Genomic DNA, 21,542 nt, shown 5'->3' with positions numbered 1-21,542 from the left:
CGCCCCCATGGGGGCGTGGGGTGCCCCCACCCCCCCCACTGTGGCGTTCGGTGCGCCCAACGCACCGAACGCCACATTGGGGCGCTCTGGCGACCGACCCGGTCAGGGCTTCCGGCCGATGCCCGTGGCGATCTCGTGCAGCCGGTGGCGGTCCGGCGCCAGCGGTGCCGTACCGCCACCGGCGCCCTCCCGCAGTCCCGCGAGGAACTCCTTCAACGTGGCCCCTGCGTCACGACTCGGCTGCCAGTCCAATTCGGACTGCGCGCGGCTCGTGTCCATCACCGGCAGCCGCATGACCGCGTCGAAGAGGCCCGCCGTCGCCGGGACCGCGTGCAGGCGCCAAGCCGCGTCCACCGCGGCGCGGACCACACCCGCCGGCACCGGGATCGTGCGCGCGCCCAGCAGGTCCGCCGCGAAGCGCGGGTCCACGACCGGGCCGGTCGCGATGTTGAACGGCCCGCGCACCGGGCGCGTCACCACCCGGCGGACCGCGTCGGCCAGGTCGTCGGTGTGCACCACCTGGACCCGCAGCCCGGGGATGTCCGGCACCACCGGGATCAGCCCCGGCCGCACCAGCGAACCCGGGACGAACGGCCCGGCGAACAGGCGCCGCTGTTCGGTCGCGGCGCTGCGCTGGAAGACGAATCCCGGCCGCATCCGGACGACGTCGAGCTTCGGGTGGCGGACCTCGAACGCGTCGAGGTACCGCTCCAGATAAGCCTTCTCCCGCGTGTAAGCGGCCCCGGGCCAGCCGTGCGTCGGCCAGTCCTCGGTCACCGGCTCGTCGTCCTCGCGCGGCGAGTACGCCCCGATCGACGACGTGTAGACGAGCTTCGGTACGCCCGCCGCGGCCACCGCGTCGAACACCCGCATCGAGCCGAGGACGTTCGCGCGCCAGGTGCGTTCGGGACGGCGGGTGGGCTGGAACAGCCACGCCAGGTGCACAACGGCGTCGGCGCCGCGGAAGTGCGGCACGAGGTCGTCGCGTTCGACGTCGGCCGTGACGACGCCCTCCGCCGGGCGCCTGGCCAGCCCGACGACCGTTTCGACCTGCGGGTCGGCGCTCAACGCGCGCACGACCCCGGTCCCGATGTTGCCCGTCGCTCCGGTCACCACGATGCGCATCCGGTCCGGTTACCCGGGGCCCGGGGGAACAACCCTGCTATCTTCGAGGGGAAGATCCGTTCAGAGGAGTCCAGTCGTGGCAGGTGACGTCGACATCTCCGGGTAGCTCCGGAGTGTGCAGGCCCCCGGCAGTGCCGGTGCGGGCCGCTTTCGACGTCCCCCTTTCCGCTTTCACCCCATCGAGGTCTTCGCCATGTCCGAAATCGTGCTGTCCGGCCTGTCCTTCTCCTGGCCGGACGACACCCCCGTCTTCGACCGCCTGTCCGCCACGTTCCCGGGCGGCCGCACCGGCCTCGTCGCCCCCAACGGCTCCGGCAAGACGACCCTGCTCAAGCTCGTCGCCGACGTGCTGCAGCCGTCGGCGGGCAGCGTCGGCGCCGACGGCGTGCTCGGTTACCTCCCGCAGGACCTGCCGCTGAGCGGGGAACCGTCCGTCGCCGAGATCCTCGGCGTCGCGCCGGTGCTGCGCGCGCTCGCCGCCGTCGAATCCGGGGACGCCGCCGAGGAGCACTTCACCACCATCGGCACCGACTGGGACGTCGAGGAACGCACCCGCGCCCAGCTCGACCGGCTCGGCCTCGCCGACGTCGGGCTCGACCGCACGCTGAGCACCCTCAGCGGCGGCCAGGTCGTGTCGCTGGGCCTAGCCGCGCAGCTGCTCAAGCGGCCGGACGTGCTGCTGCTCGACGAACCCACCAACAACCTCGACGCCGAAGCGCGCCACCAGCTCTACGCCGTGCTCGACGACTGGTCCGGCTGCCTGCTCGTGGTCAGCCACGACCGCGCGCTGCTCGACCGGATGGACCGGATCGCCGAGCTCCACGGCGGCGAGATCCGGTTCCACGGCGGCAACTTCACCGCCTACGAAGAAGCCGTCCGCTCCGCGCGCGAAGTCGCCGAGAAGAACATCCGCAACGCCGAGCAGGAGGTCAAGCGCGAGAAGCGGGAGATGCAGCAGGCCCGCGAGCGCGCCGCCCGGCGGGCGAGCACCGCGTCGCGCAACCTCGGCAACGCCGGGCTGCCCAAGATCTTCGCCGGCACGATGAAGCGCAACGCCCAGGACTCGGCGGCGAAGGCGGACGGCACGCACGCCGCGCGCGTCGGCGCGGCCAAGGCCAAGCTCGACCAGGCCGAGCGCGAGCTGCGCAGCGAGCAGAAGATCAGCTTGGAGCTGCCGCAGACGGCGGTCCCGGCGGGCCGGACGCTCTTCCTCGGCGAGGGCCTGCGGGTGCGGGACCTCTTCGGCGACGGCGCCGACCTCGCGATCCGCGGTCCCGAGCGGATCGCGCTCACCGGCCCCAACGGCGCCGGGAAGTCGACACTGCTGCGGCTCGTCCAGGGCGACCTCGAGCCGGACGCCGGCACGCTCACCCGCGCCGAAGGCCGGATCGCGTTCCTCTCCCAGCGCCTCGACCTGCTGGACGACGACCGCAGCGTCGCCGGGAACCTGGCGGCGGCCGCGCCGGCCCTGCCCGCGGACCGGCGGATGAACCTGCTGGCGCGCTTCCTGTTCCGCGGTTCCCGGGTGCACCTGCCGGTCGGCGTCCTCTCCGGCGGCGAACGGCTGCGCGCCACGCTCGCCTGCGTCCTGTTCGCCGAACCGGCTCCGCAGCTGCTGTTGCTGGACGAGCCGACGAACAACCTCGACCTGGTCAGCACCGGGCAGCTGGAGAGCGCGCTGACGGCGTACCGCGGCGCGTTCGTCGTCGTCAGCCACGACGAACGCTTCCTCGGGGAGATCGGGATCGACCGGTGGCTGCGGCTCGAGGACGGCCGGCTGCGGTGACGCCCGGCTGAGCAGCCTGCCGCGGCTTGTCGTGAGTGGTAAGGCGGGTTAGAACCCGCCTTACCACTCACGACGCTCACAGGCGGCCGGCGTCCACGATCGCCTGGGCGAACGGCCGGGGTGCCTCCTGCGGCACGTTGTGGCCGATGCCGTCGAAGATGCGGTGCTCGTACTTGCCGGTGAACTTGGCGCGGTAGGGCTTGCCGTCCTTGGCCGCGCCGTCGAAGTCGCTGCCGATCGTGATCGACGGGACGCCGATGGTCGCGCCGGCGGCCAGTTTCTGTTCGTACGGCTCGTATTGCGGCTCGCCCGGGGCGAGGCTCAGCCGCCAGCGGTAGTTGTGGATGACGATGTCGACGTGGTCGGGGTTGTCGAACGCCGCCGCGCTGCGGTTGTACGTCGCGTCGTCGAAGTGCCACGCCGGGGACGCGTTCTTCCAGATCAGCTTGTTGAAGTCGTGGCGGTTCGCCGCGTAGCCGGCGCGGCCGCGCTCGGTCGCGAAGTAGTACTGGTACCACCAGCCGAGCTCGGCGGCCGGGGCCAGCGGCTGCTGGTTCGCCTTGAGGTTCGTGACGATGTACCCGCTGACCGCGACGATCGCCTTGCAGCGCTCGGGCCACAGCGCGGCGATGATGTCGACGGTCCGGCCGCCCCAGTCGTAACCGCCGAGGACGGCCTGGTCGATCTTGAGCGCGTCCATCAGGGCGATGACGTCGAGCGCCACGGCCGTCTGCTGGCCGTTGCGGACCGTGCCGGCGGACTTGAACACCGTCGGGCCGTAGCCGCGCAGGTAGGGGACGATCACGCGGTAGCCGGCGGCGGCCAGGATCGGGGCGACGTCGACGTAGCTGTACGGGTCGTACGGCCAGCCGTGCAGCAGCACCACCGGCTGCCCGGTGGCCGGCCCGGACTCGTGGTAGGCCATGGTGAGCACCCCGGCGTCGGCCTGCTTGAGCGCACCGAGCGAGGTGTGCTCGCCCGATCCGGCCCGCAGGTCGGGCGCCGAAGCGGGGGCGACGGCGGGAGCGCCCGACGAGCAGGCCGCCAAGGACGTCGCCGCGAGCCCGGCCGCGAACGCCTGCCCGAACCTTCTCCTGCTGATCATCTGCTGCTCCTGTGCGAAAGACCGTGGGACTTTCACGAGGTTAGGAACAGCCCGGTGAACTTCGCGCCCGTCAGGTGACGCAGCCGGTGTACGTCACCCTTCGAGGGTCTTCAGCTTCCCGGCGAGGTCGGCGCGGGAGCTCACGCCGAGTTTGGGGAAGATCCGGTGCAGGTGGGTGCCGACGGTCCGGTGCGAAAGGTACAGCCGCTGCCCGATTTCCCGGTTCGTCAGCCCCTCCGCGGCCAGCTGCGCGATGCTCAGCTCGTGCGGGGTCAGCTTGTCCCGCGCGTCCGGGCCGCGGTTCGGGCTCGACTCGCCGGCGCTGCGCAGTTCGCGGCGGGCCCGGTCGGCCCAGGCCGCCATGCCGAGCGCGTCGAACGTCTTGCGGGCGGTGCGCAGGTGCGTCCGCGATTCGACGACCCGCCGCTGCCGCCGCAGCCACTCGCCGAAGGCCAGGTGGACGCGGCCGCGTTCGGCGGGCCAGCCGGTCAGGTCGGCCCGCAGGGCTTCGGCGAACCGCTCGTCGCTGGGGTCGAGCACGGCTCGCGCGTACCGGAGGCCGATGTGCAGGGCGGGTGACGGCGTTTGCGCCGCGAGCGGCTCCAGCTCGGCGAGCACGTCCCGCAGGGCGTCCGTCTGCCCGGCCCGCACGGCGGCTTCGGTGAGTTCCGCGAGGCAGTACGCGCGCAACGCGAGCTGGTAGGCGGGATCGGCCGGGTCGAGCAGCCGGCGCAGATCGGCGAAGGCGTCCTCGAACCGGCCTTCGCTCAGGTTCGTCAGGCCGCGGGTGAGCTGCACGGTGGCCAGCACCGGCCGGGCGCCGGCCGCGAGCCCGGCGCGTTCGGCCTCGTCGGCGAGCGTCTTCGCCGGTTTGTGCTCGCCGCGCAGGGCGGCGATCTCGGCTTGGACGGCCGTGGCCAGGCCGTACATGAACGGCTGGCCGGTCTCCCTGGCGAACCGGGCCGCCTCCGCCGCGGCCGGCACCGCCCCGGCCAGGTCGCCGAGCCGCACCCGGCTCCACGCCTGGACGGCCAGCGCCCGCGGCAGCAACCCGAGCCGGCCCTGGGCCCGCAGGCCGGGCGCGGCGGCGGCGGAGAACCGGGCGGCCAGGTCGAACGCACCGACCTGCAGCGCGGCGCTGCCCAGGTACCGGTCGACTTCGGGATCGGCGCCGGTCTTCGCGACCAGCTCCCGCAGGTGGTGCAGGACGGCTTCGCCGCGTTCGAAGGGCGCGACGTACGCGGTGACCGCCACGATCCGCGGGTCGCCGGCCGGGACGGGCAGCCGGTCGGCGACTTCCAGCAGGTCTTCTCTCGCGGCTGCGCCGGGTTCGGTCCAGAAGCAGCGCATGGCGGCGCTCCAGAGGATCCGCATGGCGGCGTCGTGGTGCCCGTCGGCGGCGACGGACGCGGCGGTCCTGGCCAGTTCCGCGACGCGGGCGGGATCTTCGCGGACGCCGTCTTCGAACTCGCTGAGCAGCCGGCCGGCGGTGGCCCGGCGCCGGGTGTCGCCGGGCTCGGCGGCACGCACGAGCCGTTCGGCGGTCTCCCGCCGCCCGGACTCGACGGCCAGTTCGGCGGCCAGCAGCAACCGATCGGTGCGGCGCTCCGGCCGATCGCTCAGCCGCGCGGCCTCCTCCAGAGCGGCGATCGCGGCGGCGGCCCCGCCCCGGAAGCGGGCGCGCTGGGCGGTCCGTTCGAGTTCCCCGGCCACGGTTTCATCGGGCCCGGAGGTGGCGGCGGCCTGGTGCCAGGCCCGGCGATCGGGCTGGTCGCGCAGGGCTTCGCGGAGGGCGAGGTGGACGTTCCGGCGGTCGAGCGGACCGGCCGCGGCGGGGATGGCGGACCGCATGAGGGGGTGCCGGAAGGTGACGGTCCCGGCGGAGAGCTCGATCAGCCGGGCTTCGACGGCGGGCGCGAGGATTCCGGGATCGGCGCGAGGGCAAGGTGCCGCAGCACCTGCCTCGGGCGCGCCGGGCCGGTCCGGGTGCAGGGCCGCCGCATGCCCGCCGGCTCCGGTCGGGGGAACCTTCGCGGCCCCCTCGCCGGGGGCCGGCCCGCCCGCGCGAACCTCCGCTCCGGCCGCCGCGGCGCCCGCGCAGAGCAGCGCGCCCGTGGCCTCCAGTGTCTCCGCCAGCGAGGTCGTCTCGTTCAGCGCCGCCACCAGCAGCGCCGTGCGTGTCGCCGCCGGCAGGGCCGCCACCCTCGCCGTGAACGTGCGCTCCAAGCGTTCCGTCAGCGGCAGCACCGGGTCGAGCCCGTCGAGGTCCGCCACCGCCAAGGGCAGCTCCGTCAGCGCCAGCGGCAGCCCCGCCGCCTCCGCCAGCAGCCGCGTGCGGACCGCCGGGGCCAGCCGGGGCGCGACCGCGTCCAGCAGCTCGGCCGCCTCGTCCGGCGGGAGGCGGTCGAGCACCATCGCCCCCAGGCCCGCGTCGAGCAGCGGGGACTCCGCGCCGTCGCGCAGGGTCGCCACCAGGACGATCGGCTCGGTCTCGATCCGCCGCGCCACGAACGCCAGTACGTCCGAGCTCGCTCGGTCGAGCCAGTGCACGTCCTCCGCGACCAGCAGCAACGGCTTGGCCGCCGCCTCCTCGGCCAGCAGCGTCAACGCGGCGAGCCCGACCAGGTAGGCGCTCGGCTCGGCCCCCGAAGCGAGCCCCAGCGCCGTCCGCAGGGCGTCCCGCTGGGGCTCGGGGAGCTCGGCCACCCCCGCCCGGAGGGGATACAGCAGCTGGTGCAGCCCGGCGTAGGCGAGGTTCTGCTCCGCCTCGGCCCCGGTCGTCCGCAGCACCCGCAACCCGGCCACCGATGCCGCCGCAGCCGTCGAAGCCACCAGCGCGGACTTCCCGATGCCCGCTTCGCCGCGGATGAGGACACCACTGCGGTCTTCCGGGCCGTCGACGAGCTCGCCCAGCTCCTTCAGCTGGGTTTCCCGTCCGCTCAGCGCCATGGAAACGACCTTACCCAAAGCACGTTTCCGCAGCTCACGGCCGGGTGACGTACGGCGGCAGCGTCATCCGACGGGCGCGAGGCCCGAAGCACCGCGCCTACCGTTCCAGCGCAATGTCCACATCGGACGAAAGCGACCGGAGAGACCGATGAAACGCCTCCTTCTCGCTGCCGCCGTGCCGCTGCTGCTGACCACCGTCACGCAGCCGGCCGCCTCGGCAGCAACCCCGGCCCCCTGCGCCGCCGTCACGGTGCCCGCCCCGCCCGGCGCGAAGATCGAATCGGTGCAGGCCGAGCACCAGCCGTCGTACTGCCGGATCACCGTCACGCTCACCCACTCCGGCGCGGACCACGTCAAGGTCGCCGTGGCCCTGCCGGACACCGGGTGGAACGGCCGGCTCCAGGCCCTCGGCGGCAGCGCCTACGCCGCCGGCAACTTCGACGCGCTCCCCCAAGCGGTCAAGGACGGCTACACCGCCGTGACGACCGACGCGGGCGTCTCGCTGGACGGCCTCGACACGTCCTGGGCGCTGAAAGACGGCCGGGTCGACCAGACGCTCCTGACCAACTTCGCCACCCGATCGGTGCACGAAGAAGCTGTCATCGGCAAGGCCGTCACCGAGCGGTACTACCAGCGGCCGATCTCGTACTCCTATTGGACCGGCTGCTCGACCGGCGGTCGTCAGGGCTACTCCGAGGCCCAGAACTACGCCCACGACTTCGACGGCATCCTGGCGAACGCCCCCGCCGTCGACTGGACGCAGTTCGCGGTCGCGACGCTCTGGCCGCAGATCGTGATGAACTCCAGCCACGACTTCCCGAGCACCTGCGTGCTTTCGGCGTTCCGCACGGCCGCGGTCCAGGCGTGCGACGCGCGGGACGGCGTGACCAACGGCATCGTCGACCGGCCGGACGAGTGCAGCTACGACCCGCGCAGCCTCGTCGGGACGAAGGTGGTCTGCGACGGCCACGAGTTCACCGTCACGGCCGCGGACGCCGAGGTCATGCGCAAGATCTGGGCCGGCCCGACCGACGAGCGCGGCCGCAAGCTGTGGGCCGGGCTGCCGAAGGGCGCGGACTTCACGTGGCTGGCCGGCACCCAGCCGGGCCCCGACGGCACGCTGACCGCCCCCGGCTTCCCGGTGGCCGTCAAGTGGGTGCAGTCGTTCCTGGAGAAGCAGCCGGGCTTCGACACGTCGAAGCTCACGTATGCGCAGTTCACGGACCTGTTCCGCCAGTCGGTGCGTGAGTACGACGACGTCATCGGCACGTCCGACCCCGACCTGTCGGCGTTCCGCCGGGCCGGCGGCAAGCTGATCACGTTCGTCGGCGCGAACGACCAGCTGATCCCGCCGGGCGGCACGCTGTCCTACCGCACGCAGGTGGAACGCACGATGGGCGGCCCGCAGCGGGTGAACGACTTCTACCGGCTGTTCCTGGCGCCGGGGGTCGAGCACTGCTTCGGCGGCGGCGGCCCGGAGCCGACGAACGCGCTGGGCGCGCTGGTCGACTGGGTCGAGCACGGCAAGGCGCCGGCCACCCTGGCGGCGGCGTCCGCGGACGGCAAGACGCGCAACCTGTGCCCGTACCCGCGGGTTTCGCGTTACACCGGCGGCGACCCGGCGACGGCGTCGAGCTACCGCTGCCGCTGAGCCCCGGCTCCCAAGCGCCCCAACGCCACATTGGGGCGCTTGGGCCGGGGGTCGCGGACTGGACTTGCGGGTCCAAAAATGCCTCGGCACGCTGAACTCATGTCACTCGATCAGTACTACCTCCTCGGGCGTTCCGGGCTGCGCGTCAGCAGGCTCGCCCTCGGCACGATGAACTTCGGCACCAGCGGGTTCCACGCCGCCTACGGCAAGACCGAAGACGAGGTCCGCCCGATCTTCCGCCGGTACCTCGACGAGGGCGGCAACTTCGTCGACACGGCGGACTTCTACACCGCGGGCGAAAGCGAAACGATCCTCGGCAAGCTCATCACCGAGGCGAAGGCGCGCGACCGGGTGGTGCTCACCACCAAGTTCACCAACACCGTCGACCCGGCCGACCCCAACGCCGGCGGCAACGGCCGCAAGCACCTGATCCGCGCCCTCGAGGCGTCGCTGCGCCGGCTGGGCACCGACTACGTCGACCTCTTCCTGCTGCACACCTGGGACCGGCTCACCCCGGTGGAAGAGGTGGTGCGCACGTTCGACGACCTTGTCCGCGCGGGCAAGATCCGCTACCCGGGCCTGTCCGACGTCCCGAGCTGGTACGCGGCGCGGGCGCAGAGCCTCACGGAGGCGCACTCGCTGGCGCCGATGGTCAACCTGCAGCTGCCGTATTCGCTGGTCGAGCGCGAGATCGAGACCGAGCACGTCCCGATGGCCCAGCACCTCGGCTTCGGCGTCACGGCGTGGAGCCCCCTGGCCGGCGGCCTCCTCACGGGCAAGTACCGCGACGGCGGCACCGGACGGCTCAGCGACGGGCCCACCTGGACCGAGCGCACCCCGCAGGTGCTCGAACCCCTCGAGCAGGTCGCGAACAAGCTGGGCGTGACCATGGCCCAGGTGGCGATCAACTGGGTGGCCACCCAGCCGGGCATCGCCTCGGCGATCGTCGGCGCGAGCAGCGCGGACCAGCTCGGCAAGAGCATGGCCGCGCTCGACTTCGAGATCCCGCCCGAGCTGCGCACCCTGCTCGACGAGGCGAGCGCGGTCCCGCCGGCGTCGGTGTACCGCATGTTCACCCCGGCGTACCAGAACTGGATCGTCAGCCCGGACCTGAAGATCGGCGACAAGCCGGCGGGGTACGCGCCGCCGGTGCGGAACTGGTAGTCAGCCGGACACCACCTCGCCGCCCTGGATGATGTGGTGGAAGTGCTTCGGCTCGGCCAGTACCCCGATGTCCGCCAGCGGGTCGCCGTCCACCACCAGCAGGTCCGCGTGCGCGCCCGGTGCCAACGTGCCGATCTCGCCGGTGAGGTTCAGCAGCTCCGCCGCCGTCGACGTTGCCGAACGGAGGACCTCCAGCGGGGACTGGACCTCGGCGCGCAGGCGGAATTCGTGGTTCTGGTGGCGGTGCATGCCGCCGAGGAGGTCCGTGCCGTAGACCAGCTTGACGCCGCCGCGGGCCGCGCGGTCCAGGGCCGCCAAGCCCGCGCCGAGGACCTCGTCGACCTTGCGCCAGCTCGATTCCGGGAGGCCGTGCTCGCGGCCCTCCTCCTTCAGGGCCCAGTACGTCACCAGCGTCGGCACCAGGAACGCGTCTTGCTCGAGGAACAGCGAAACACTGCGGTCGTCGAGGAGGTTGCCGTGCTCGATCGACCGGACGCCCAGTTCCAGGGCTCGGTTGACCGCGCGGGCGGTGTACGCGTGCGCCGCCACGTACCGGTTGGCCGCTTCGGCCTCCTCGACGATCGCGCGCAGTTCCCCGGCCGAATACTGCGTCGAGTCGATGCGGTCGGTCGGGGACGCCACACCGCCGGACGCCATCACCTTGATGTGGTGCGCGCCCTTGCGCAGCTCGTCGCGGGCCGCCGCGCGGACGGCGTCCTCGCCGTCGGCCACCCGGCCGAGTCCCGCGCAGCACGGGTGGTCGTCGCGCACGTGGGTGCCGCGGGTGCGGCTGTCGCCGTGACCGCCGGTCTGGCTCAGCGCCCGGCCGCAGAACAGCAGGCGCGGGCCGCGGAACAGCCCTTCCGCCTGGGCTTCGGCGAGGCCGAAGTCGGCGCCCGAGGCGTCGCGGACCGTGGTGAACCCGCGGTCGAGCATCCGGCTCATCGTGCGGGCGGCGTGCGCGGCCACGTAGGACGGCGACGCCGACGGCAGCGAGCCGAGGTCCGCCGTCGACGCGGTCACGTGCACGTGCGCGTCGATCAGCCCGGGCAGCACGACCGCGCCCCGGAGGTCGAGCGTGGGCACGTCGGCCGCGGCCAGGCCGGGCCCCGCCTCGGCGATGCGGCCGTCGGCGCACCGCAGGTCGCCCTCGGTGTATTCGCCGGACAGCGGGTCAAGCAGGCGGGCGTTGCGCAGCAGCAGGGATCCGGTCACAGTTCCTCCTCGAGCGACGGCACGGCGAGCGGCGCAAGCGATTCGGCCGTTCGTACGGAAGAATCGTCGTACGCGCCTTCCGCGTCGAGGATGTTGAGCACGCCGAGGGTCCGGCCGTGCGCGACCACGGGCACGTTGATGATCGAGCCGCAGCCGAGCGATTCGATCAGCTCGTGGTCGGCGAAGATCTCCCGCACCGCGGCGCGATCCGGGCCGAAGTAGGACTCCTGCGCGGTGATGCAGCGCTCCAGCCAGCCCGCCGCGACCTCGACGGTCTTCTCCCCGCCGACCGGGTACTCCGCCGGGTGGCTGCTGTGCACGCGGCGCAGCGCCCGGCGTTCCGGAATCCAGGCGAGCACCGTGAACAACCGCACACCGAGCTCGGAACGCACCCGCTCCTCCACAATGGACAAACTCACTTCGTCATCTCCTTCGCCACGGCCACCGGGGCGCCGTGTTCGGTCAGTTCCTCCAGCGAGCGGCCCGCGGTCGACAGCCCGAACACGAGCACGCAGAGCACCCCGGCCGCCAGGACCGCCGTCGTCAGGCCGAAGACGCCGGCGAACCCGAGGCTCGCCGCGGACAGGCCGATGATCGTCGGCGCGAGGATGCTGCCCACCCGGCCGAACGCGCTGGACAGGCCGGTGCCGCTGGCGCGGATCCAGGTCGGGAACACCTCGGGCGTGTAGGAGTACACCCCGGCGTAGGTGCCGTTGAGGAAGAACGACAGCACCGCGCCGGCGAGGGTGATCGACCACGGCGTGCTCGTCTGGCTCAGCCAGAACGCGCTCACGGCCGAACCGGCCAGGTACAGCGCGATCGTGTGCTTGCGGTCGAGCCGTTCGGACAGCCACGCCGCCGAGAAGTACCCGGGCACCTGGGCCAGGTAGATGATGATCGAGAACTCGAAGCTCTTCGTCACCGTGATGCCGCGTTCCACCAGCAGCGTCGGGATCCACGAGAAGAAGCCGTAGTAGGAGAACGTGATCACGAACCAGACGGTCCAGATCACCGCCGTCCGGCGCCGCATCGCCGGGCTCCACAGGAACCGCAGCGCGCTGAAGAGGTTCACCTTCGGCGTTTCCGTCGCGGGCTGCGCGTCCGACGGCGGCACCGGCGGGAGGGCCGTGTCGGTCGCCTTTTCGACGTCCCGCTCGATCCGGGCGACGACGTCTTCGGCCTCGGCGGCCCGGCCGTGGGCGAGCAGGAACCGGGGCGATTCGGGCAGGGACCGGCGCCACCACAGCAGCATGACGATCGGCAGCGCGGTGATTAGCTGCGCGACCCGCCAGCCCTCGTCGAACGAGGGGACGACGAACCGCCCGATCAGCGCGGCCGCGACGAAACCGAACGAAAAGAACCCGGCGAGCGCGCCGACGAACCAGCCGCGCCGCTTGGCCGGGACGAACTCGGACAGGAACGGCGCGATGATCGCGCTTTCGGCGCCGGCGCCCGCCCCGGCCAGCACCCGGGCGCCGAGGAACACCTCGTAGTTCGGCGAAAACGACGCGACGACGGAGAACACCGCGTAGAAGGCCAGCGCGTACATCATGACCTTCTTGCGGCCGATGCGGTCGCCGAGCAGGCCGGCCGCGATCGCGCCGAAGAGGAAGCCGAACGGCGTCGCGGAGCCGATCAGGCCGAGCTGGCCGTTGTCGAGGCCCCACACCGCCTTCGCGCTGGGCAGGAGGAAGGCGACGACCGCCGAGTCCATGCCGTCGAAGGTGTAGCCGAGCCCGCCGATGACCAGCAGTTTGTAGTGGGGCCGGCTCAGCGGGAGCCGGTCCAGTCGTGCCAGCAGCGTCATGGGGAACGCCTTCCGTCCGGGGAGTGCCGACAACGTACTCTGCATTTCAGCCGAACTGCAATGATCGTTGCAAAAGTTGTTGCGTTACGGTGCACGCGACCCGAGGGGAGGCGCCAAGGTGGCGGAGACCGACGACGGTTTCGAAGCGTGGCTGCGAGACCGGCTACCCGAGCGCGGACTGCGGCCGAAGTCGGCCGCGGTGCTGGAGGTGCTGGTTTCCCAGCCCCGGCGGGCCTCGTTCGGTTCGACGGCCGAGCTGGCCCAGCTCGCCGGTGTCAACGTCGCGACCGTGACGCGCACGGCGCAGGCGCTGGGCTTCGCCGGCTGGCCGGCGCTGCAGCAGGAGCTGCGGGCGCGGTACATGTCGTCGCTGAGCGCGCCCCAGGTCGCCGAGGAGCACCGCGGGGTCGACTCACCCGGGTCGGCGTCCCTGCGCCGTGACCTCGACGGCCTCGCGCTGCTGAACCGCCGCTTCGACGAGGAGGTGCTGCGGGTCGTGGCCCGGGCGATCGCGGCGGCCCACCGGACGCTGGTGATCGCCGACGGGAGCTACGCGGCGGTCGGGATCGCCATGGCCCACAACGCGCGCTTGGCGGGCTACGACGTCCACGCGGTGACGGCCGGCGACGCGGAACTGGCCAACCAGACGGCCAAGCTGACCGCCGACGACGTCCTGGTGGCGATCAGCTTCTGGCGCTTGTACGAGAGCACGGTCCTGGCGGCGAACGAGGCGAAGGCGCGCGGCGCGCGGGTGTTCGCGATCACGGACGCGGCCAGCCCTGCACTGGCCGGCGCGGCGGAGCACGTGCTGATGGTGCCGGCGGAGGGCGTGACGTTCTTCCCGTCGTTGACCGCGGGCATGGCCCTGGTCCAGGCCATCGTCGCCCAGCTCGCGGCGGTCGACCCGGCCCGCACGAGCGCTTCGATCGAGGCGGCCGAGGCGATGTGGTCGCGGTTCGACCTCCTGCACCGGCGGCCGTCGGCGAAGTCCGGGTAGCCACGGGCACGGCCGGACCCCGGCCGCGCCCGTGACCGGACCGGTCAGTGCCGGGGCGGCGCCCCGCCGTCGGCTGAGCTCATCCTCTTGGTGAACCGCGCCGCGACGTCGCGGAGCTTGATGTTCGTGTGCTGGGACTCGACGATCAGCCGGTGCATCGCCGCGTCCTCGTTCACCCGGTGGATCAGCATCAGCATGCCCTTGGCCTGCTCGATCACCGCGCGCGTCTCCATCGCGTTGCGGAGCTCGTCGGCCAGCCTGCGGGCCTCGCGGTAGCGGCGGGTCAGCCGCAGCACCGTCTCCACGCACAGCGTGAACAGGCGCAACACCTTCGTGTCGAACTCGTGGTAGCCGTGGGTCTCGAACCCGAACAACGTGATCGCACCGACCAGCGTGTCGTCCACCCGCAGCGGTACCGCGAGGTAGCTGCCGACACCCAGTTCCTTGGCCGCCGCGACGAACTCGGGCCACTGATCGCCCGTTTCGGCGACCGCCACCCGCACGACTTCGCCGGTCAGCGCCGCGAGCAGGCCCGGACCGTCGCCTGCCGCGTACTGGACCTCGTCGATGCGCCGGGCGCGTTCGTCGGTGAAGGCCGCGGTCTGCGTCACGCCGTCGCGGACCACCATGATGCTGGCCAGGTCCGCGTCCGGGACCACCCGGACCGCCTCGCCGCAGACCGCGTCGAGCAGGCCCGGTGTGTCGGACATCGATTCGAGGACCCCGACGAGATCGGCCAGCACGACGTTCAGCTCGTCGACCCGCTCCGCCATGCCGTCGCCAGTGGTCGGCAAGGCCCACCCCTCCCATGCGTCAAGCGGCGAGCACGGGGATGAGCTCGCCAGCAGCGTCAACAGAGACCACCGCTGGCGTTTCAACGGTCCGGGTGAACTCTACCGGCCGCACGCTCCGGATTGCCGTCGGCCGCGCCGGGTGGCCGGGGCGGATGGCCAATCCGCCTGTCGAGACGGCCACAACCCGCTCCGGCCGCCTTGACCAGAGCGCCCCAATGTGGCGTTCGGTGCGTTGGGCGCAACCAACGCCACATTGGGGCGCTTGGGTCAGGCGTCAGGCGTCAGCCGGTGATGGCCTGCCAGCGCTGGTTGGGGCCGTTCGTCGGCTTGTACAGGCCGATCCGGGCGCCGTCCTCACGGGACTCGCCCGGCACGTCGAGCAGCTGGCCGCTCGCCGCGTTCACGAACGTCCACGTCCCGTCACCAGTCGTGGACAACGTCCACTGCGCCGCCGCGTCGCACGTGCCCGCCGCGGCCAGTGTCACCGCTCCGCCGGACGTGCTGAGCACCTGACCCGTGCCCGCGTTGGTGATGGTGAACCGGTCGCGGTTGCCGTAGCGGCCCGTGCGGTCGGTGAGCGTCCAGCGCTGCGCCGGCGCCGCCGCGTCCGTCGTGCGCTGGACCAGCGTGCCGTTTTCCGCCGCCAGGGACTTGCCGCTCTGCACACCGGTGAACGTGACCGGCTTGCCCGAGCCGAGGCCCGTGCCGGCCGCCGTCGAGGAGACGCCGTTGACGAGGAAGCTCGTCACCGAACGCGCCGGCACCCGCAGCGTCGCCTTGCCCGCGACCACCCGCACCGGCTTGCCCCGCTGCAGCGCGCCGTCGACGTCGGTGACGACCGGTGTCACCGAAGCGCTGGGACGGACGCTCCGGAAGCCCGACAGGTCCAGCGTGACGTCCTGGGCGTCGGTGCCCGCGTTGGTGTGCACGACCGTCACCAGGTCCTCGCCGCGCATCGCGGCCGTCGACGCGGTGTCGTTCACCCCCACCAGCCGGTCACCCGGCCGGATGTAGTGGGTGAAGTTGCGCATCGTGTGGTACTTCGTGTTCGTCTTGATCTGGCAGGTCGCCAAGGTTGCGGAAGCCGGGCAGTCGAACGGGACCTGGATCTCGCCCCAGTTCATCCCGGCCGCGGACTCGCCGCCGGGCTTCATGTTGTTGTAGTCCTCGATCGGCTGCCAGCTGACCCACGCGCTCGGCTCGAGCAGGCGCAGGTCGTCGGTGATCTGCTTGGCCATCCCGAGACCGGGGTCCATGTCCGTGAAGTCCTGCCGGTCCAGCCAGCTGCCGCCGACCTCGCTCATCCACAACGGCTTGGCCGCGCCCTTGGCCAGGTCGCGCGGGACCGGCCGGTTGCCGGTGCCGTAGGTGTGCACGTTGAGCCGGCCCGCCGCCGCGCGCGCGTCGGCCGACCAGCCGGCCCAGTCCGCGGCGAAGATGTCCGGGTTGGTCTCGTCGGGCGCGGAGACGATCGCCCGCGAGCCGGCCGCCTTCAGCGCCCCGGCCATCGCCGGGATCAGCTGCGACTGGACCGACGGCCCGATGTGCGCGCCTTCCTGCCGCCCGCCGGTCGGGTTGCCGTCGGCGCCGAGCGTGGTCTTCCAGTAGTTCGTGTTCGGCTCGTTCAGCGGGTTCACGGAGGCGAACTTGATGCCGTGCGCGCGTTCGAGGGTCCGCACGACCTGCGTCATGTAGGCCGTGAAATCGCCGATCTTGTCGGGCCGCAGCTGCTCGTCGGTGGCGGTGAAGCCGCCCGAGACGTACCCCGACACGGTCTGGAAGTACGGCGGCGAGTTGCTGAACGCCTCCCACTTCGTGACGCGGTTCTTGATCTTGTCGACCCACCAGCGCTGGTTCGGGTCGGCCTTCGGGTCGAACTCGGCGGCGTTGCCGGGCGTCCACCAGTCCTTGTCGGCGCGGGTGGTGCCGGCCGGCGCCTTCCACCAGCCCGGGACCGCGGCACCCGCGCGCAGGTACGGCGGGACGTCGGGGGCGTTGCCGCCGCCGACGTTGAACCGGGCGATGTTCAGGTTCAGCCCGTCGGGACCGAAGACCAGGTCGGCCAGCTTGTTCCGGATGGCGTCGGGGTAACCGCCGGTCGCCTCGGCCATCCACGCCAGGCTGGCACCCCAGCCGTCGAACGGCTGCTGCCGGTACGTCGGATCCGGCTTCACCGTCACGGCGGCCGCCGCTTCCGCCGGCGCGGCAACGACCGCGCCGCCTATCAGAGGTACACAAAGGACGGTGAGCAAACGCCGCAAGTTCATCGTCGAACTGCCCTTCGCTTCGGTGGGGACTTCCTCAGGCCTCGGTGTGGCCCAGCAGCGGCCGCGGCACGAACCGGGCCGCGGGGTCGAGCATCGTGCCGACTTCCAGCACGACGAGTTCGTTGGCACCCGCCCGGACCACCGGGCGCGGTACGTACAACGTCCGTTGCGGGCCTCGCCGCCAGTACCGGCCGAGCGCGAACCCGTTGAGCCACGCGACGCCCTTGCCCCACTCCCCGGTGTCGAGGAAGAGGTCGGCGGGCTCGTCGACGACGACCTCGGCGCGCAGCACCACCGGCCCGGCCACCGGGCCCGCCACGGACGCCGGCGCGGCCGGCCGCAGCGCGGGCACCGCGGCCAGGTCGAGCGGCAGCACGTCCCAGCCGGTCAGGGGCTCGCCGTGCAGCGACGCCCCGCCGATGATGCCCTTCGCCTCGCCGATGCGGGGGCCGTAGTCGACGCGGCCCTGGTCCTCGACCAGCACCAGCAGCTCGCCGCGGGCGCGGGGCAACGGGATCGCGCGGTCGTGGTGCTCCCGGGAGAGCGTGCCCACGAGGTCGCCGTCGAAGAACACCGTCGCGCGGTCGCGGACCTCGCCGAAGGTCAGCACACCGGGCCGGTCGCCGTCGACCGCGGTGCGCAGCAACGCGAGCTGCGGCATCGGCGTGAGCGCGTCGAACGGGGGCAGCTCCTCGTGGAACTCCCACGCGCCCCAGCGTTCCGGCGCGTCGAGCAGCCGGACCGGGTCGCGCAGCACCGAACCCGGTGTGGGCGCGGGCCGCGCCGGTGGCGGGACCGTGTCGGGCACCTTGTGGTAACGGGCGATCACGTCGCGGAAGGCGTGGTACTTCGGCGTCGGGTCGCCGGCTTCGTCCAGCGGGGCGTCGTAGTCGTAGGAGGTGACCAGCGGCTGGTAGACGCCCTTGTCGTTGGCGCCGCTGGTGAGCCCGAAGTTGGTGCCGCCGTGGAACATGTAGAGGTTGACCGACGCGCCCGCGGCCAGCAGCGCGTCGAGCTCCGCCGCCGAGTCCGCGGCCGAGGTGGTGTGGTGGTGCGCACCCCAGTGGTCGAACCAGCCGTTCCAGAACTCACTGCACATCAGCGGCCCGGTCGGCTGGTGGGCGCGCAGGATCGCCAAGCGCGCCTCGGCACCGGAGCCGAACGACGCGGTGCGGTGCAGCCCGTCGAGGCTGCCCGCTTCCAGCATCTCCGGTGTCGGCTGGTCCACTGTGGTCAGTGGCACGGTGATGCCCGCTTCGCGCGTGTGCTCGGCAAGCGCTTTCAGGTAGCGCTTGTCGTCGCCGAACGCGCCGTATTCGTTTTCCACCTGGACCAGCAGCACCGGTCCCCCGCGGTCGATCTGGTGCGGGACGACGACCTCGTACACCTTCGTCAGGTACTCCCGGACGGCGTCCAGGTACTTCGGCTCGTACCGGCGGACCCCGACCGAAGGGTCGCGGAACAGCCACGCCGGCAACCCGCCGTTGTCCCATTCGGCGCAGATGTACGGGCCGGGCCGCACGATCGCGTACATCCCGGCGTCGGCGACGAGCCGCAGGAAGCGGTCGAGGTCGAGGCCGCCGGAGAGGTCGAACTCGCCGGGCTCGGGGGCGTGCGCGTTCCACGCCACGTACGTCTCGATGGTGTTGAGCCCCATCCGCCGCGCCTTGTCGATCCGGTCGGCCCACAGGTCCGGGTGCACCCGGAAGTAGTGCAGGGCCCCGGACAGGATGCGGAACGGCTGCCCGTCGAGCAGGAAGTCGGTTTCCCCGATGGCGAACTCAGGCATGGGGGCCCGCTTCGGGGCTCAGCTGGAGCACGCTCCAGGACAGCGGTGGCAGTGTCACGGTGATGGTGGTCCCCCCGGGATCGGCCGTCACGGCGGTGCCGGGCAACGGCACCGGCCGGACCGGTTGTGAGTCGGCGGTGTTGACGGCGTGGCGCGTCTCGCCGTCCGGTGTGGTCAGGGTTTCGGCGGCGTACACGCCGAACCGCGCACCGCGCAGCCGGATCCGCACCTCGGTCGGCGACGCCGTCGCGCGGTTGGTCAGGAACACCGCCCCGCGCCCGGACTCCTCGACCGTCGCGGCGACGTCGACGAGGTCGACTTCGCCGTGCTGCGCGGTGCGCAGCTTCTCCCCTTCGACGGTCAGGCGCAGGCTCGCCCCGCCGGCCAGCGCGGCCACCCGCTGGAACGGGTGGAACGTCGTCTGCCGCCAGGCCGGGCCGCCCGGCTCGGAGCGGATCGGCGCGATGACGTTCACCAGCTGCGCCTGGTTCGCCATGGTGACGCGGTCCACGTTGCGCAGCAGGGAACTCAGCAGCGAGCCGACGACGACCGCGTCGGTGACGGTGTAGGTGTCTTCGATGATCCGCGGGTGCTGCCGCCAGCCGCCCCCGGCGAGCCGCGCCTGGTCGACCTCGTTCCAGCGGCGCAGGTCCCAGACGTTCCACTCGTCGACGCTGATCCCGATCTTCTTGCCGAGCCCCAGCTCGGCCAGGGTTTCGTCGATGACCCCGGCCGTCGTGGCGATGTAGCGGTCCAGCGCCGCCCCGCTGGCCAGGTAGCTGTCGGTGTCGCCGTGCAGCTCCTGGTAGTAGGCGTGCAGCGAGATGTGGTCGACCAGCTCCGCGGTGTGGCGCAGCACCGTGCGTTCCCACGAGCCGAACGTCGGCATGTCGGCGTGCGAGCTGCCGGCGACGACCAGTTCGACGCTCGAGTCGATCATCCGCATGAGACGCGCGGTCTCCGCGGCCAGGCGGCCGTACTCCTCGGCCGTCTTGTGGCCGATCTGCCACGGGCCGTCCATCTCGTTGCCGAGGCACCACAGCTTGAAGCCGAACGGGCGGTCGGCGCCGTTCGCGCGCCGCCGCTCGCTCAGTTCCGTGCCGCCGAGGTGGTTGCAGTACTCGAGGACGTCGGCGGCCTCTTGGATGCCGCGGGTACCGAGGTTGACGGCGTACATCACCTCGGTACCCGCGGCTTCGGCCCACGCGACGAATTCGTGCAGGCCGAAGCGGTTGGATTCCACGCTGTGCCACGCCGGGTCGAGCCGGACGGGCCGCTCGGGCCCGACGCCGTCTTCCCAGCGGTAGCCGGAAACGAAGTTGCCGCCGGGGTAGCGCACGACGGTCGGGCCGAGCTCCCGCACCAGCTCCAGGACGTCACCGCGGAAGCCGCGTTCGTCCGATGTGGAGTGGTCCGGCTCGTAGAGCCCGGTGTAGACGGCCCGGCCCATGTGCTCGACGAACGAGCCGAAGAGGCGACGCGGGACCGGGCCGATGACCTGGCCCGCGTCGCCTTCGATGTGGACGGTCATCCCGCGCTGACCGTGAAGCCCTGCTGGTTGCCGTAGTCGACGATGGCCTGCTGCCAGGCCGCCAGCCCGGCGTCGAGCGGGGTGGCGTTCAGGTAGGCCTTGCCGGCGGTGTCGCTGAAGACGCTGTTGGCGTAGGTCTGGTACGGCAGGTAGGTCCAGCCCTTCGCGACGTCCTTCGACGCCTGGGTCAGCACCTGGTTGATCTTCTGGCCGCCGAAGTACGGCACGGCCTGGTCGACGAACGCGGGCGAGGTCAGATCGGCCGTGGTGGACGGGAAACCACCGCTCTTGATGAACGGCTGAACGCCGCCGGCGTGGTTGAGCCAGCGCACGAACGCCGCGGCCAGCGCCGGGTTCTTGCTCTGCTTGACCACGGACTGCGCGCTGCCGCCGTTCTCCGCGGTGACCGCCTGGCCGTCGTAGGTCGGCATCGGCGCGACCGCCCACTTCCCGGCGCCACCGGGCACCGAGGAGATGAAGTTGCCCGGCATCCAGGCGCCGGTGACCAGGGAGGAGATGGTGCCGTCGCCGAGAGCACGGAACCAGTCGTCGGACCACTCCTTGACCGGGGCGAGCAGCTTGCCCTGGATCAGCTGGTCCCACATCGCGGTCCACTTCTTGGTGCCCGCGTCGGCCAGGTTGACCTTCACGTTCCGGCCGTCGACGGCGAACGGGTGCCCGCCGGCCTGCCAGATCATGCTCAGCGCGAACCCGGGGTCACCGGTGTCCGAGGTGATGTACTTGGTGGGGTCGGCGGTGTGCAGCTTCTTCGCCGCGTCGATGTACTCGGCCCAGGTCTTCGGCACGGCGATGCCGCTGGAGTCGAAGACTTCCTTGTTGTAGAACAGGGCCATCGGGCCGGAGTCCTGCGGCAGGCCGTAGACCCCGTTGCCGTTCTTCACCTGCGCCCACGTCGAGGCGCTGTAGTCCTTTTCGAACGACCCGAAGCCGAACTGGTTCAGGTCGGCCAGTGAATCGGTCAGCGCGAACTGCGGGAGGGCGTAGTACTCGATCTGGGCGACGTCGGGGGCACCCGAGCCGGCCTTGATCGCGTTCTGGAGCTTGGTGTACTCCTCCTTGTTGGTCCCCGCGTTGACGTAGTTGACCTTGACGTTCGGGTATTCCTTCTGGAACGCGGCCACCTGGTCCTTGGCCGACGGGGTCCAGCTCCAGTACGTGATCTCCCCGCCGGCCTTCAGCGCGGCGTCCACGGAGTCCTGGTTGCCGGTGGCGGCGGCGGGCGCGGACGGCGTGCCCCCGGACGAGCAGCCGACCGCCAGCGCGGCGGCCAGCGCGAGGGCGGCGGCCGCCTTGGCGCGGGTGCGGAATCTTGACATCGAGTGTCCCTTCACGGCGGTGTGA

Annotated in this window: 15 protein-coding genes; 4 read left to right on the top strand and 11 right to left on the bottom strand. The window is 72.0% G+C overall.

What is annotated here, in order from left to right:
- Positions 1-102: 102 nt before the first annotated feature.
- Positions 103-1,125, bottom strand: a complete 1,023-nt coding sequence (locus Q5425_RS32545; protein WP_308676178.1) for an NAD-dependent epimerase/dehydratase family protein — start codon at positions 1,123-1,125, stop codon at positions 103-105.
- 193 nt (positions 1,126-1,318) lie between these two features.
- On the opposite strand from Q5425_RS32545, the gene Q5425_RS32540 reads away from it, so the two are divergent.
- On the top strand, positions 1,319-2,911 hold the full coding sequence (locus tag Q5425_RS32540) for an ABC-F family ATP-binding cassette domain-containing protein (protein WP_308676177.1): 1,593 nt from the start codon (positions 1,319-1,321) through the stop codon (positions 2,909-2,911).
- 76 nt (positions 2,912-2,987) lie between these two features.
- Here Q5425_RS32540 and Q5425_RS32535 read toward each other — a convergent pair whose 3' ends face one another.
- Positions 2,988-4,016, bottom strand: coding sequence for an alpha/beta hydrolase (locus Q5425_RS32535; RefSeq protein ID WP_308676176.1), 1,029 nt, complete (start codon positions 4,014-4,016; stop codon positions 2,988-2,990).
- A gap of 93 nt (positions 4,017-4,109) precedes the next feature.
- Positions 4,110-6,965 carry an AAA family ATPase gene (locus Q5425_RS32530; protein WP_308676175.1) on the bottom strand — a complete coding sequence of 952 codons (2,856 nt, stop codon included), beginning with the start codon at positions 6,963-6,965 and terminating at the stop codon, positions 4,110-4,112.
- 148 nt (positions 6,966-7,113) lie between these two features.
- Between Q5425_RS32530 and Q5425_RS32525 the strand changes: the two genes are divergently transcribed.
- Both Q5425_RS32525 and Q5425_RS32520 read left to right on the top strand, forming a co-directional pair.
- Positions 7,114-8,616, top strand: a complete 1,503-nt coding sequence (locus Q5425_RS32525; protein WP_308676174.1) for a tannase/feruloyl esterase family alpha/beta hydrolase — start codon at positions 7,114-7,116, stop codon at positions 8,614-8,616.
- A gap of 99 nt (positions 8,617-8,715) precedes the next feature.
- Positions 8,716-9,780 carry an aldo/keto reductase gene (locus Q5425_RS32520; protein ID WP_308676172.1) on the top strand — a complete coding sequence of 355 codons (1,065 nt, stop codon included), beginning with the start codon at positions 8,716-8,718 and terminating at the stop codon, positions 9,778-9,780.
- Here Q5425_RS32520 and Q5425_RS32515 read toward each other — a convergent pair whose 3' ends face one another.
- From Q5425_RS32515 to Q5425_RS32505, 3 genes are read right to left on the bottom strand one after another with little or no spacing between them, the layout of a single operon-like run.
- Positions 9,781-10,995 (bottom strand): amidohydrolase family protein, encoded by a 1,215-nt coding sequence (locus Q5425_RS32515; RefSeq protein ID WP_308676171.1) that lies wholly within the window; start codon positions 10,993-10,995, stop codon positions 9,781-9,783.
- Entirely contained in the window at positions 10,992-11,414 is a 423-nt protein-coding gene (locus Q5425_RS32510) for a GAF domain-containing protein (protein ID WP_308676170.1), read from the bottom strand. Before Q5425_RS32510 ends, Q5425_RS32515 begins: the two co-directional genes overlap by 4 nt.
- Positions 11,411-12,802 (bottom strand): MFS transporter, encoded by a 1,392-nt coding sequence (locus tag Q5425_RS32505; protein WP_308676169.1) that lies wholly within the window; start codon positions 12,800-12,802, stop codon positions 11,411-11,413. The genes Q5425_RS32510 and Q5425_RS32505 overlap by 4 nt, the downstream gene beginning before the upstream one ends.
- 118 nt (positions 12,803-12,920) lie before the next feature.
- On the opposite strand from Q5425_RS32505, the gene Q5425_RS32500 reads away from it, so the two are divergent.
- Positions 12,921-13,799, top strand: a complete 879-nt coding sequence (locus tag Q5425_RS32500) for a MurR/RpiR family transcriptional regulator (RefSeq protein ID WP_308676168.1) — start codon at positions 12,921-12,923, stop codon at positions 13,797-13,799.
- Between the two features lie 44 nt (positions 13,800-13,843).
- Here Q5425_RS32500 and Q5425_RS32495 read toward each other — a convergent pair whose 3' ends face one another.
- The 5 genes from Q5425_RS32495 to Q5425_RS32475 form a co-directional block, all read right to left on the bottom strand.
- A complete protein-coding gene (locus Q5425_RS32495) occupies positions 13,844-14,572 on the bottom strand; it encodes a GAF and ANTAR domain-containing protein (protein WP_308676183.1) in 729 nt (242 codons plus the stop codon).
- A gap of 302 nt (positions 14,573-14,874) precedes the next feature.
- Entirely contained in the window at positions 14,875-16,773 is a 1,899-nt protein-coding gene (locus tag Q5425_RS32490) for an RICIN domain-containing protein (RefSeq protein ID WP_308676167.1), read from the bottom strand.
- Between the two features lie 121 nt (positions 16,774-16,894).
- Positions 16,895-18,649 carry a beta-galactosidase gene (locus tag Q5425_RS32485; protein ID WP_308676166.1) on the bottom strand — a complete coding sequence of 585 codons (1,755 nt, stop codon included), beginning with the start codon at positions 18,647-18,649 and terminating at the stop codon, positions 16,895-16,897.
- Entirely contained in the window at positions 18,642-20,180 is a 1,539-nt protein-coding gene (locus Q5425_RS32480; RefSeq protein WP_308676165.1) for an alpha-L-arabinofuranosidase C-terminal domain-containing protein, read from the bottom strand. Before Q5425_RS32480 ends, Q5425_RS32485 begins: the two co-directional genes overlap by 8 nt.
- Positions 20,177-21,517 carry a sugar ABC transporter substrate-binding protein gene (locus tag Q5425_RS32475; protein WP_308676164.1) on the bottom strand — a complete coding sequence of 447 codons (1,341 nt, stop codon included), beginning with the start codon at positions 21,515-21,517 and terminating at the stop codon, positions 20,177-20,179. The genes Q5425_RS32480 and Q5425_RS32475 overlap by 4 nt, the downstream gene beginning before the upstream one ends.
- Between the last annotated feature and the right edge of the window lie 25 nt (positions 21,518-21,542).

Origin of the sequence: Amycolatopsis sp. A133 (assembly GCF_031082405.1) — a bacterium.
Classification (GTDB): Bacteria; Actinomycetota; Actinomycetes; order Mycobacteriales; family Pseudonocardiaceae; genus Amycolatopsis.
Note: the sequence above shows the minus strand (reverse complement) of the source record. Positions and strands in the feature narration are given on the sequence as shown.

Coding starts and splice junctions, on each gene's coding strand:
- Q5425_RS32485 (WP_308676166.1), bottom strand. CDS start 18,649: ATGCCTGAGTTCGCCATCGGGGAAACCGACTTCCTGCTCGACGGGCAG.
- Q5425_RS32530 (WP_308676175.1), bottom strand. CDS start 6,965: ATGGCGCTGAGCGGACGGGAAACCCAGCTGAAGGAGCTGGGCGAGCTC.
- Q5425_RS32525 (WP_308676174.1), top strand. CDS start 7,114: ATGAAACGCCTCCTTCTCGCTGCCGCCGTGCCGCTGCTGCTGACCACC.
- Q5425_RS32505 (WP_308676169.1), bottom strand. CDS start 12,802: ATGACGCTGCTGGCACGACTGGACCGGCTCCCGCTGAGCCGGCCCCAC.
- Q5425_RS32475 (WP_308676164.1), bottom strand. CDS start 21,517: ATGTCAAGATTCCGCACCCGCGCCAAGGCGGCCGCCGCCCTCGCGCTG.
- Q5425_RS32520 (WP_308676172.1), top strand. CDS start 8,716: ATGTCACTCGATCAGTACTACCTCCTCGGGCGTTCCGGGCTGCGCGTC.
- Q5425_RS32535 (WP_308676176.1), bottom strand. CDS start 4,016: ATGATCAGCAGGAGAAGGTTCGGGCAGGCGTTCGCGGCCGGGCTCGCG.
- Q5425_RS32545 (WP_308676178.1), bottom strand. CDS start 1,125: ATGCGCATCGTGGTGACCGGAGCGACGGGCAACATCGGGACCGGGGTC.
- Q5425_RS32540 (WP_308676177.1), top strand. CDS start 1,319: ATGTCCGAAATCGTGCTGTCCGGCCTGTCCTTCTCCTGGCCGGACGAC.
- Q5425_RS32480 (WP_308676165.1), bottom strand. CDS start 20,180: ATGACCGTCCACATCGAAGGCGACGCGGGCCAGGTCATCGGCCCGGTC.
- Q5425_RS32495 (WP_308676183.1), bottom strand. CDS start 14,572: ATGGCGGAGCGGGTCGACGAGCTGAACGTCGTGCTGGCCGATCTCGTC.